At 67.8% G+C, this 10,830-nt stretch carries 12 protein-coding genes and 1 pseudogene; 6 read left to right on the plus strand and 7 right to left on the minus strand.

The window, feature by feature from the left end:
- Positions 1–5: 5 nt before the first annotated feature.
- Positions 6–968 (plus strand): hypothetical protein, encoded by a 963-nt coding sequence (locus tag ACH4UM_RS39830; protein WP_398190941.1) that lies wholly within the window; start codon positions 6–8, stop codon positions 966–968.
- Between the two features lie 279 nt (positions 969–1,247).
- Here the strand turns inward: ACH4UM_RS39830 and ACH4UM_RS39835 are convergent, their stop codons facing one another.
- The 4 genes from ACH4UM_RS39835 to ACH4UM_RS39850 all read right to left on the minus strand — a co-directional run bounded on the left by ACH4UM_RS39835 (position 1,248) and on the right by ACH4UM_RS39850 (position 3,630).
- Positions 1,248–1,862, minus strand: coding sequence for a diaminopimelate decarboxylase family protein (locus tag ACH4UM_RS39835; protein ID WP_398190943.1), 615 nt, complete (start codon positions 1,860–1,862; stop codon positions 1,248–1,250).
- A gap of 80 nt (positions 1,863–1,942) precedes the next feature.
- On the minus strand, positions 1,943–2,614 hold the full coding sequence (locus ACH4UM_RS39840) for a lactate utilization protein C (protein ID WP_398190945.1): 672 nt from the start codon (positions 2,612–2,614) through the stop codon (positions 1,943–1,945).
- A gap of 352 nt (positions 2,615–2,966) precedes the next feature.
- Positions 2,967–3,239 carry a hypothetical protein gene (locus ACH4UM_RS39845; protein ID WP_398190975.1) on the minus strand — a complete coding sequence of 91 codons (273 nt, stop codon included), beginning with the start codon at positions 3,237–3,239 and terminating at the stop codon, positions 2,967–2,969.
- 217 nt (positions 3,240–3,456) lie between these two features.
- On the minus strand, positions 3,457–3,630 hold the full coding sequence (locus tag ACH4UM_RS39850; RefSeq protein WP_398190948.1) for a hypothetical protein: 174 nt from the start codon (positions 3,628–3,630) through the stop codon (positions 3,457–3,459).
- A gap of 231 nt (positions 3,631–3,861) precedes the next feature.
- On the opposite strand from ACH4UM_RS39850, the gene ACH4UM_RS39855 reads away from it, so the two are divergent.
- A complete protein-coding gene (locus ACH4UM_RS39855) occupies positions 3,862–5,760 on the plus strand; it encodes a lytic murein transglycosylase (RefSeq protein WP_398190951.1) in 1,899 nt (632 codons plus the stop codon).
- Positions 5,761–6,320: 560 nt separating this feature from the next.
- Entirely contained in the window at positions 6,321–6,461 is a 141-nt protein-coding gene (locus ACH4UM_RS39860) for a hypothetical protein (RefSeq protein WP_398190953.1), read from the plus strand.
- Between the two features lie 280 nt (positions 6,462–6,741).
- Here the strand turns inward: ACH4UM_RS39860 and ACH4UM_RS39865 are convergent, their stop codons facing one another.
- Positions 6,742–7,095, minus strand: coding sequence for a hypothetical protein (locus tag ACH4UM_RS39865; protein WP_398190956.1), 354 nt, complete (start codon positions 7,093–7,095; stop codon positions 6,742–6,744).
- A gap of 324 nt (positions 7,096–7,419) precedes the next feature.
- On the opposite strand from ACH4UM_RS39865, the gene ACH4UM_RS39870 reads away from it, so the two are divergent.
- Positions 7,420–8,073, plus strand: coding sequence for a hypothetical protein (locus ACH4UM_RS39870; protein WP_398190958.1), 654 nt, complete (start codon positions 7,420–7,422; stop codon positions 8,071–8,073).
- Positions 8,074–8,774: 701 nt separating this feature from the next.
- Here ACH4UM_RS39870 and ACH4UM_RS39875 read toward each other — a convergent pair.
- Together ACH4UM_RS39875 and ACH4UM_RS39880 are read right to left on the minus strand one after the other, a co-directional pair.
- Positions 8,775–8,897 (minus strand): annotated as a pseudogene (locus tag ACH4UM_RS39875) (IS5/IS1182 family transposase); the annotation flags it as partial.
- A gap of 7 nt (positions 8,898–8,904) precedes the next feature.
- Positions 8,905–9,243 carry a hypothetical protein gene (locus ACH4UM_RS39880; RefSeq protein ID WP_398190961.1) on the minus strand — a complete coding sequence of 113 codons (339 nt, stop codon included), beginning with the start codon at positions 9,241–9,243 and terminating at the stop codon, positions 8,905–8,907.
- A gap of 360 nt (positions 9,244–9,603) precedes the next feature.
- Between ACH4UM_RS39880 and ACH4UM_RS39885 the strand changes: the two genes are divergently transcribed.
- Positions 9,604–9,933: a hypothetical protein gene (locus ACH4UM_RS39885; RefSeq protein WP_398190964.1), complete on the plus strand. Its 330-nt coding sequence runs from the start codon at positions 9,604–9,606 to the stop codon at positions 9,931–9,933.
- Positions 9,934–10,649: 716 nt separating this feature from the next.
- The coding region (locus tag ACH4UM_RS39890) for a hypothetical protein (RefSeq protein ID WP_398190967.1) at positions 10,650–10,830 on the plus strand (181 nt) is incomplete at its 3' end.

The raw sequence follows: 10,830 nt of genomic DNA on the forward strand, positions 1-10,830 counted from the left end.
CTCCGATGGTGCGAGAACGCTTCACCCCCGACTTCGATCCCGACTGTGGGGACGCGGCCCTCACCTCCGTCCGGTCGGACCTGGTCATCGGCCGCTGGCAGGGGCTGCGGGACCTGCTGCGGGCCACGGGCGCCGAGTGGCCTTCCCGAGGCCACCGGATACGGCTGCTCGCGGAGGCCTGTGCGAGCAGTTCCATCGTCGAGTCCTGGCTGGCCGCCGAGCCCCGCAGCGCCGACGCCGTGGTGTTGCGGGCCGCCACCGAGACGGCCAGGGCCTTCAACCTGGCCATCGCGGTCGGCCGGGGCGTCCCGATCGACTCGAAACGTATCGAGGCCTCAGTCGTAGCCTGCCTCCGAGCCGCGAACGCGTATCCCGAGGACCCCACACCCTGGATCTCCCTCATCTCAGTCGCACGGCTGCATCCCGGCGGAGTGCGCCGCCAGGAACTCGAACGCTGGTGGGACATGCTGTACGAGCGTGATCCCTACAATGTGGAGGGCCATCTCCAGGTACTCCACTACTACTCCGCGCGCTGGCACGGCTCGAACGGCCTGATGTACGACTTTGCCCGCGACGTCGCGAGTGTTGCCCCGCCCGGTTCCGCACTTCCCGTCCTGATGCAGTATTCCCGCGTGGAGGAGTACCGTGCCATCCTCCACGAGACGCGGGGAGAGACGAACGCTGTTCTGCGAACCATCCAGCACTGGAACAACGATGGCGCGGTCAACGACGTATGGCGCACCTTGCAGTGCTGGTTCGGCACACGGCGAGAAGCGTATGTTGCGCCCTGGGAAGCAAGGGATCTGAACTACCTCACCCATGCCGCGTGGTGCGCGGGGCTGACGGATGTCGCGGCTTCCCTCTTCCGACTGCTCGGCCGCCGTGCCACCAGCACGCCATGGTGTTACACCGGCGATCCCGACAAGCAGTTCCTACGCGGGCGCCGAAATGCATGCCGACAGGGATAGGACATGCCCGGTGACCGCACATGCGTCTGCGCGGCGCCGCCAAAGGACCGCAGGAACGTGGCGTTGCCGGGTCTCATCGGATCCGGGGTGGGGCAGGCGAGGTCCGGCAAGCGCCGGACCTCGGCCACCGTGAGGAAGCGAGGGTGGAGCCTGCTGGATGAGTCTGATCCTTTGGAGTGGACACCCCTGACAATGGATCTTGTGGTCCAAGGAGGGATGTCCAGGTGGGACGCAGATCTCCGTATCCGGAGGAGTTCAGGAATGAGGAAATCCACCCCGTCACGGTTGGAGGACGTCAACAGACATAGAGGCGGAGCAGGTCCTCTTCCGTTTGCCGGGGCGGACGTCCCTGGGCAGAACGATGCCGTCGGCAAGGACGTCGCCGGTCTCGCAGTGCTTGCCCACGACGATGAAGTCTCCTGGGGCGGCGTCGCTCGCGCGCAAGGCCAGGACCGTCGTGTACTTGGCACCATAGGTGGCCGGCCTTGGATTGTCGCTCATGCCGCCGTCGGCACTCACATAACGGCCCTTCACCGTGCCCACCTCGTAGACGGCGACAGCCGTGGCGCCGACAATCGACCGGCCCGGTTCCAATGCGATGCGCACGTCGTCCGGCGCCGCCGTGTGCAGGACCTCGGCGAGGTCGGCGTGAGCGGGGGCATCTTTCTCGCCGGGCGGATAGGGGACGCCGAGGCTGCCGCCCAGGTCGGGTAGCTCGATCGTGACGCCGTGCTCGCACTCCACCGCGCGCAGGAACGCCACCATCCGCTCGGCTGCGGTGCCGAACGAGACCAGGCCGAAGATCTGCGAGCCGATGTGCGAGTGCAGCCCGGCCAGGTCCAGTGCCGGCTCCGCCCGCACCCTGCGGGCCCGCCTCCACGACGACCCGGCCAACGGGAGCCTTCACGACCGGACTTCACCAGGACTAATGAAGATCGCCAACAGCATCCTTGCGGTGGTGAGGGACGGGTTCGCTAGCCGGACGCCGCCGACGTGCGGGCAGACCGGGACTTTGCCTGCTTCCCGGCATCGACGATGACGACATCGAGCGTCCGCGGCCCATGCACGCCCTCGACCCGGTCCAGTTCGATGTCGCTGGTGGCCGATGGGCCGGAAACAAACGTCAGCGGCGCGGTCGGGTCGAGACGGTCCAACGCCTCAGGCACGTCCCTTGCGATCTGGCCGGCGCGGACGACGCACAGTTGGTAATCCGGCAGCAGGGTCAGCGCACGTCTGCCCTGGCCAGGGCCCGCGTCGAGGACGAGGGTGCCTGTGACGGCGATCGCCACGGCCACGGTGGACAGCACGGCGTCGGCATTGTCCAGTGCCTCGACCGACAGCCGCGGGCTGTCCCGTAGCACGGTCCACGGGGCCTCCGGCGCAAGCCACTCGACCGGGAAGCCCGTGAGGACGACCGGGCGGCGGACATCGCGGCGCGCGAGGGCGCCGGCGATTTCCGTGGCCGGGTCGGCGGTGCGGCCGACCGTGGCGCGGTACTCGGCGACCCGTTCCGCGAACACCCCGACAGGGTCCGCGTCAGCGTGGCTGCGGGGGTAGTCACGGGGCACCGTCTTCGCCGGCTCGTCGCCCGGCACGTCGGCGAGTGCTGCTCGGATGGCCGCGAGGACGGTGTCACGAGCGGTCATGGCCGGTCCCTCCTCGGAATACGGATGTGCCGTTACGCGTGCGCCGCCACCATGCCCGGAACGATTCCCGGGCAGGCGCCGGTGTGTCGCGTGTGTCCGACCACCGGGAGAGCGGACCGGGGAGCCGCCGGATCATGCCCCCCGCGCCAGCAGTCTGCCGCCGACGGCTCCCATGCGCTGGGCGAGCACAAGTCTGCGGGGGAGGGCAGAGCGGCGGCCGCAGCCTTCATCACCAGCGCTTCCGGCGTGGGGACGAGCCCGCGCCTGGCATCTACGACCCGCGACCGCAGGTGGACCAGCACCTCCGGGATGTTGATCTTCACGGGGCACGCGTCGTATCCGGTGTTGCTGACTACCGGAGAGCCGGAGAGTGTGGCCTGCAGGGTGATGAGTTGCGGGTGACCTGGGGCAGGTCGAAGATCAGCATCTCGTTGACGCCCTGCTCCGAGGCAGGGGGCGAGCAGTGCAGCTGCTGTGGGCCGATCTGCCAGGAGCGGCCCAGATTGCGGCCGTTGACCCAGACCACGCCCTTGGTCCACTTCGACAGGTCGAGGTAGGTGTCGCCGACGGCGTCCAGGTCGACCAGAGCGTGGAAGAACTGCCCGAAGGGCACCAGGTGGGCCATTCCCAACGCGCATCCACCGCTCCTTGACGGGAGCTGCTCCACCCGCGCAAACTCATGCCACTCGTGAGGGACCGCCACCAGCGTGACTTCGGAGTTCGACGGCTCTCCACCGGGCTGCGAGCGCAGCGACAGCGCGCCACAGTGAAGCGTGGGGGAAGCCGGACACGCCTTTCCGTTGGCGGTCACGTCGGTGCGGAATGCCAGGTAGCTGATCCCCTCAGGTCACCGCTGCGCTGACCTCTGCAAGCATCGACCGGTATCCCAGGGTCTTTCGCTCCTGCAAGCGGCCGAAAACCAGTCCGCCCGACAACGTAAGGACCGCGCAATGGACGACCTCGGACCCGGTGTGATCGGCCTCGGCCTGAGCGGCGGTCTCGCCGGTCTTGCGCACCGGCCCGGGACCCATGCAACGGGGCGGTTCAGGGACACGAAGCAGGCTGCCGAATGGCCTATTGTCACGGCGGCAGGAGAGTTCTGACCCCGCCCTGGGCACATCACGGGCCGCCGGGGATGAGCCATGACATCCCCGGGGCCCGGTATGGGGTCGCCCCGTCCAACGACCTCCCTTCCGTACTCATAGTTGGCACTCATCGGATGCCTATGCTCGTTGAAAGAGGAATTCATGACGGCGCGTTTGGGTGGGCGGCTGTGCAAGGGGGCGGCGACCATCGCCGTGGCCGCGGCAGCGGTCGTGGCTCTCTCCGCGTCCCAGGCTCCGGGAGCGACCGGCGAAGACCATGGCAGAGGGGCAGTGGCCAGCCCCGCCCCCTCCGTATCCGATGCGGCCACCGACTCCGGCGGCGACGCCACCGGCAGCTCCCCCTACTACACGGACCTGCCGCCGCTGAACAGCCCCGAGCCCAGCCCCTCGTCGAGCATCGGCACCCCGGTTGCCCGGGGCGGGTCCGAGGCCGGCATCCCGGCGACGGTCCTCGACGCCTACAAGAGGGCTGAGGCCGAACTGCGCGCTTCCAAACCTGACTGCAACCTGCCCTGGCAGCTGCTCGCCGCGATCGGCAAAGTCGAGTCGGGGCAGGCCCGCGGCGGCCGGGTCGACGCGAATGGCACCACGCTCGGCCCGATCCTCGGCCCGCAGCTCGACGGTAACGGCTTTGCGCTCATTCCGGACACCGACCACGGCGCGTACGACGGCAACAGTCGGTACGACCAGGCCGTGGGACCCATGCAGTTCATCCCGTCGACATGGGCCTGGGCCGGCCGCGACGGCAACGACGACGGCAGGGCTGACCCGAACAACATCTACGACGCCGCGCTCGCCGCAGGGCACTACCTGTGCCGCAACAGCTGGGACATGTCGTCCACGGCCGGCCTGCACAGCGCGATCCTCAGCTATAACAACTCGCAGGACTACCTGAACCTGGTCCTGAACTGGCTGGAGTACTACCGCAAGGGCACCCACACCGTGCCCGATGGCACAGGCCCGGTGCCGGATCACCGCAGCGACGACAGCACCCCGCACGGCAAGTCCCCGAAGCCCTCGGACCCGCCGTCCGACACGCCGCATCCGAAGCCGCACGAGCCCGGCGACGGCAGAGAGAGCCCGCAGCCGCCCGTCCCGCCGACGACCCCGGAGACGGCCACCGACATGGTGGACCACCTGGCGGACGCGGGCACGGCCAAGTTCACCGCGACGGCCGGCCACGCATTCGGCGAGCGCATCGGCACGCGCGCCGAGACCAAGGCCGGCAAACCCGTCGCAAACGTCGAGGTCAGGTTCACCATCACGGGGGAGACAGACGCCACCTTCAGCGGCGGTGAGAGGGAGGCCACCGTCGCTACGGACGCCAGGGGCATCGCTCTCGCCCCGGCACTCCAGGCCGGTGAGAAGACCGGAGCCTTTGAGGTCACCACGGCCGTCGTGGGCCGCTCGGTCAAGGGCGTCGATTACACGGCCAGCGTCACCGCGCGCGCCGCCGACACCTTCACCCGTACCAGCGACACCGCGCTGACCTGCACCCCTGGCGGAGAGTTCGCCGACCAGGTCGAGGTGAAGGCCACGTACAAGGGCGCCGTCGCGGACAAGGTCGCGGCCACCGCCACGCTCGTCAAGTCGGCCGACGACGCGACCGAGAACGACAAGGGCCCCTACTTCAAGGACGCCGACGGCAAGGCCGTGCGTACCCTGACGGACCTGCAGACGGACGCAGACGGCCTGCTCAAGCTGCCGAAGCTGTACGCGGACGACACCATCGGGACCTTCCTGCTGCGCATCACCGCCACGGGCGATGCAACGCTCACCGTAGAGCTGAAGGTCGAGGCCTCCGCCGACTCCCTTGATACTCCGCGAGCCCCGCGCCGAGCCCGTCCGCCTCTTCCTGAGGCCGCACACGGCGACAGGGCATCCTCCCCGCTCCAGCGAAGCGGCAGGTGCCCATGGGCTGGGCTGACCGGTGAAGCGATGCACTCGCACAGCTTGGAGTGCGCCGGAGGCGTTGACCCAATTGCGTTCGAAGGCGCGCTCTTCGAACCAGTTGCAGATCAATGGCACGCGGTTGGGTAACTTGCGCGGTTCCTTGTCCAGATGACTCGGCCCCGTCTTGTGTCACAGGGCACGTCCGCAACTTCGGCGAGATGATGGCCCACCTCCGCGGTCCCACCGCTTCCTGCCTGCATCGAGGCCGTCGACGGCAGTCAGCTGCCGGGCCTCACCAACTTCGCCCTCCACTTACTCCGGGAACTCGACGCCGTGAGGCCGGACTCACCCTGCACTGGAGTTCTGGTGGCACCGAATGCGCCGTGAACCGCCAGCCCCTGCTTATGTCACCAACCTGCTGAACTTCCGGCTCCAAGCCATCTGACCGCCTCGCCGCTGAGAAGGTCCGGGATTATCCTCCGCGACCGCTCCCCAAGATCTGTGCCAGAACCTCAAACCCGCCGACATACCCAGAGTGGAGTACACCGGCGGCACCAAGCCCCTGGTGGTGCAGGCCGGTCCTACCCACCGCCTACGTCGCCGAAGCCCGCAGGAAGGCACACCAAGACTCCGACGCCTGCTCCTCCCGGGTTCTCATCTACAAGGCCGACACCTCCGTCGCGAACGGTGAGGGGCCGATCCGGGTCGTGCCCAACCCCAAGGCCGCGGCGCCGCCGACAGGCTGCGGCACACTGGGCATGGCCACCTGGCAGCCGGGCCTGACGTTCTACGGCTCCAAGACCAACGTCCAGTTCACCGTCCGGTCCGCCGACGCCTCAACACGGTGAACGCCATCAAGTGGTGACCCGGACGGGTGGGGTTCGGGCTGAGCGAGATCAGCACCCCCGGGTCACCGCGAGGGCGTACCAGCAGGGCTGAAACGTTGGCTGGACGGTTGCCTGCAGCAGGGACCGAAGACTGCGCGGAGATCCGGGCCACCGCACGGCGCCGCCGGTAGCTACCCCGAATCGTCGGCCAGCGTCGCGGGACCATGGGCACCTGTTGCGCGCGGCTCCACAACCTTGCGCTCGCCCGATAACCGCACATTACCGCTGCGAGCCGGCAAGGTCACACCTGGCTCCGGCGCTGATCGAATGTCTGGTACGCACGGGGTCGATGAAGTTCGCATTCCCATGGCTTGATGTCCGGCTCGCCTGGGGGCAGCTCCCCTGTGCAGTACCTGTAGAGCCACGTCGCAGCCCGGCGCTCAGCGCGCTTCTCGTTGACCGGTTCTCCCTGCTCGTTCAGTTCGAGGACGTTGGCGAAGATGGCGACGCAGATCTCCGCCTGAGAAGGCGACTCACGAAGCTCTTCCCAGTAGTCAACCCCTTCAAGCATTGGGTGGCCCACTGAACCACGGGCGAGCCGTCCAGCGAAGCGCCGGAAGGCGCCCGAAGTACCGCGACTGAGGTGTGAAGGCATGCCGGGAATCTAGCCGCAGCTGGCCAGGGCCACATCGCCGACCTCGCGTCGGCCGCTCCGGACACGACGGTTCCGACAAATCCAGGGCTTAGGGGACTTCCCAATGCTGATGTCAAGCCGATGCCGCTGCAGACCGGGCGTCTGGGGTCGATTGAACAAGCCAGGAACAACAGACTCCCCTCTCCGCCTACTATCTCTACGCCGGGCTGCTCAGCCAGTTGGAGTCGCTGCCGCCAGACACCAGCCCGACGACACCAGCGTGGTGCTTGATGCCTGCTGCAAGGTCCGGCATAGGCGGCCAGGAGTCCGAGAAAGGAAAACGCCATGGTGCAGAGCACGACGGCTACCTCTGAACTGACATCGCAGTACGCCGCCCAGGTGGCTAACGACCTCGAACGAAACATCAAGGAGCAGGGACGCATCAGCGCGGAGGTCGCTGCGCTGCAGGAGCAGCTGGCGGCTCTGCAGCATGACCACTCCGTGCTGGTCAACATGCAACAGGCACTCGGGATTTCACCTGCACCGGTTCAGTCACCAGCTACGTCGGACAGGGCAGCAGTGCCTGCACCCCGCAAGAAGACCTCTGGTGAGCCCGGCGCCGGCAAGCGCACGCGCGCAAAGAAGGCCGCCGGCATGCAGGGCCCCACGGCGACCGAGGAGGCGGCCGCGCAGAAGTCTGCGGGCCAGGCCGTAGCCGCGAAGGCGACCCAGCCGACACTGGTCGAGCTCGTACGGAGACATCTCACCGAACAGAACGAACCGCGCTCGGCGGCGGAAGTCGCCACCGCGCTCGATGCGGCCCACCCCGAGCGTGGCATCAAGACCACCGTCGTGCGCACCACGCTCGAAGGACTCGTGGCCAAGAACCAGGCCCAGCGGACCAAGCAGGGCAGGTCCGTTTTCTATACGGCCCCCAGCCCTGCCCAGGACACGTGCACACCAGCTCAGGACGGGCCGAAGACCGACCAAGCCGCGTAGTGCGTATGGGCAGCAGCTGCACAAAGAGTCGTCCCCGCGCACGCGGGGATGGCTCGGCGCTCAAGCTTGCGGCGACCGGGCCGACGGCGTCCTCCCCCCAACAGCGGGGGTAGCTCCTTGACGCGGTCATCCGCATCACCGGCCGCTCAGCGCACGAGATCCGCGAACGCTACGCCGATCGCGCTGTTCCGTGCCCAGGGCCGCGCGTTCGGAGACACGCGCCTCCAGTACCACGTGGAAGGCGCGCAGCGCGTGGACACGGTTGTGCCGTTCGACGTCGGCGAACGCGCCTCTTATCCGGGGCGGGACGTCCTCACCTGCAGCGGCCTCGGCCTCGGCCGTGCACGCCCCGCAACCAGCCCGGCGCACCTCGCGCGGCGAAGGTGGTGGCGGCGGGTGAGAGCGGCGGGGTAGGTGGCGCCGTCCAGGCGGGCGAGCTTGCCCGCGCCGACGGCGGCCGGCAGCGCGATGACGAGCACGAGTGCGGTGGTGAGGAGAACGACGGCGACGGTTACGGCAAACTCCTCTTATGCGATGGGGTGTTGACATGGTCGACAGCGCGACTGGGGCGCTGTCACGTTGACTGAGGGGGTGGGCTGATCTTCTGGTTGAAGGCGCTGGGAGGGGGTGTCCGTGCGGAGCGCGTCGCCGTCGTGCAAGGGGCACCTGACCGCACACGACTACCGAGCCGAGATGACCGTCCGCTTCGCCATCTGCCCCCCCTTGCGTTGTAACGCGGTGATCAGCTTGCCGAACTGCCGTGGGCTCAGTCCGCTGAACGGGGTTATCCAGGAGGGTTCCGACGCCGTGATCACACCAGTCACTGCGTGATCATTCCACCGCTTCAGGTTCTCCCTGCTCGAACGCGAGGCGGCAGCGTTCAACCTGCTCGGCCACCTGCTCCATGAACCAGCGCATGATCTCGTAGGGGATGACGTGCTCGTCGTGGCTGTGGATGTGGACGGTCGGCTCCAGGTCCGGGTCCTCGTTGGGTATTACCGCCACCAGGAAGGCAGCTCCAGGCAGGTGTGTCTCGGCGTTGGGAATCTCAGCCCACGCGGCCGGCGCCGGGACAGCCTCGCTCAGCTCCACACACCAGGCATCGTCCGGCAAGGCGTAGTGGAACTGGACGGCGTAGTGACGGCCTGCATGAACACGCAGCTCGGGCATGTCCGCAGGCTGCCACAGCTGCCGTGCCGGAGTCTCGCGAGTATCCCGCCCAGCACCGGCTCGCGACCTAGCCAGCCTTTGCGGGACAGCCCTTAAACGTCGTCCTGCGCGACGGCGGGCACCGGCTCGACCCCAGGTGGAACCACTACGTCCAGCGGCCGGGCAAGTCACCCGAGGCGGGCACCCGGGAGTCGATAACCGGGGAGACATCGGCGGTGCGTCCCGCCATCTACCACTTCATCAGCTGGCGGAAGCCGTGGAAGACGCGCTATCTCACCGAGGACCTGCACGAGTTGTACGACTCCTATCTGCACACCCCCCGGGCGTTCGAGGAACCGACCGGTGAGGAGAAACCCTGGATTGAAGGCCTTCGACGAGTCCCCGGGCCCGGTGCCCGTGGAACAGCTACTCGCCCGCAACGGCGGGGCGTTGGGGCGTCCGGCTGTTCCGCTCCACCCGCTTCCCGGGTCGATCCTCAACGTCGTCCACGCCGTCCGCTGCGGAGAGCGCGAGCTCATCGTGAAATACGGGGCTGCCGAGGGCATCGAGCGGGAGGCCACGGTGCTGTCGACGCTCCGTCAGACCACTGTGCCGGTCCCGCACGCCGTTCTGGTGCCGGCGGATCCGGCGTTCCCACACGATCTCCTGCTGCTGGACGTACTGCCCGGCCGTGCCGCCGAAGCCGGATAGCGAGGTTCTGACGGAGGCGGGGAAGAGCCTGCGACAGCTGCACGACACGCGGTTGCCGGGATTCGGCCTGATCGGGGCCGGCGACCGGCGACTGAAGGGTGCTGCGGCTCATGGGCCGGTTTCCTGGACGCCGTCGCAGCCGAAGCCCGGCGGATCGTCCCCGAGGACGTCATGCCCGCGGCCATGCACGACGAGGTCGCCACGCGGATGCGGCAGCACCGGGTCCGCGCCCACCTCGCCGGCAATGCTCTACGCAGCGACTTTCTCGCACTTCCTAATCGGCGGCCGAGTCGTCGTGGGGCGCTGGGCGGCGAAGCGAGGTAAGCCACATAAGGCACCAGCCTGGTAGCCACACCCAGCAGCCCTGGGTGACCCAACCTTACGAATGGCTCGATCAACCCGGCTCAGAAGGTAGAGCAGCCTGGGCCGTCGCCGAAACATAACCAAACCAAAACCACGAAACACGAGCACCTCTGCATTGATTTTTGCTCAATCGATTGACTACGTGTATCACTCGATGATACGCGTACCCCTCGACGGCGAGATGGTCAAAGTCGCACCACCCGCCGTTCCATCCGTCCATGGTCAGCGCCACTCCCGCGTTGACTAGTCAATCGATTGATTTGGAGACGTCGATGGCGGCACAACGCCGTGGCAGTCCACTGGGGGGAATCGCGAGAGGTCGCCGCAGGCGACGGTCCAAGGCTGTTCGGCTGATGCTGGCGGCCACCGTCTGTGCGTCGTCGCTCGTCACCATCGGTGCGAGCGGAGCTTCAGCCACCCCGCAGCAAACCGCGTGGAGCAACGGCGCATTCCACGTCGACGTTCCGAACGTGGTCCGCTCGTCCGACATCGCCCTGACCCATCCGAACGCGAATGCCAATCAGGCGCTCCCGC

Source organism: Streptomyces sp. NPDC020801 (assembly GCF_044334385.1).
Taxonomy (GTDB): Bacteria; Actinomycetota; Actinomycetes; order Streptomycetales; family Streptomycetaceae; genus Streptomyces.

Excerpts from the sequence above, each read along its gene's own strand:
- ACH4UM_RS39830 (WP_398190941.1), top strand. The coding sequence starts at position 6 with ATGGTGCGAGAACGCTTCACCCCCGACTTCGATCCCGACTGTGGGGAC.
- ACH4UM_RS39840 (WP_398190945.1), bottom strand. The coding sequence starts at position 2,614 with ATGACCGCTCGTGACACCGTCCTCGCGGCCATCCGAGCAGCACTCGCC.
- ACH4UM_RS39845 (WP_398190975.1), bottom strand. The coding sequence starts at position 3,239 with ATGGCCCACCTGGTGCCCTTCGGGCAGTTCTTCCACGCTCTGGTCGAC.
- ACH4UM_RS39855 (WP_398190951.1), top strand. The coding sequence starts at position 3,862 with ATGACGGCGCGTTTGGGTGGGCGGCTGTGCAAGGGGGCGGCGACCATC.
- ACH4UM_RS39865 (WP_398190956.1), bottom strand. The coding sequence starts at position 7,095 with ATGCCTTCACACCTCAGTCGCGGTACTTCGGGCGCCTTCCGGCGCTTC.
- ACH4UM_RS39870 (WP_398190958.1), top strand. The coding sequence starts at position 7,420 with ATGGTGCAGAGCACGACGGCTACCTCTGAACTGACATCGCAGTACGCC.
- ACH4UM_RS39880 (WP_398190961.1), bottom strand. The coding sequence starts at position 9,243 with ATGCCCGAGCTGCGTGTTCATGCAGGCCGTCACTACGCCGTCCAGTTC.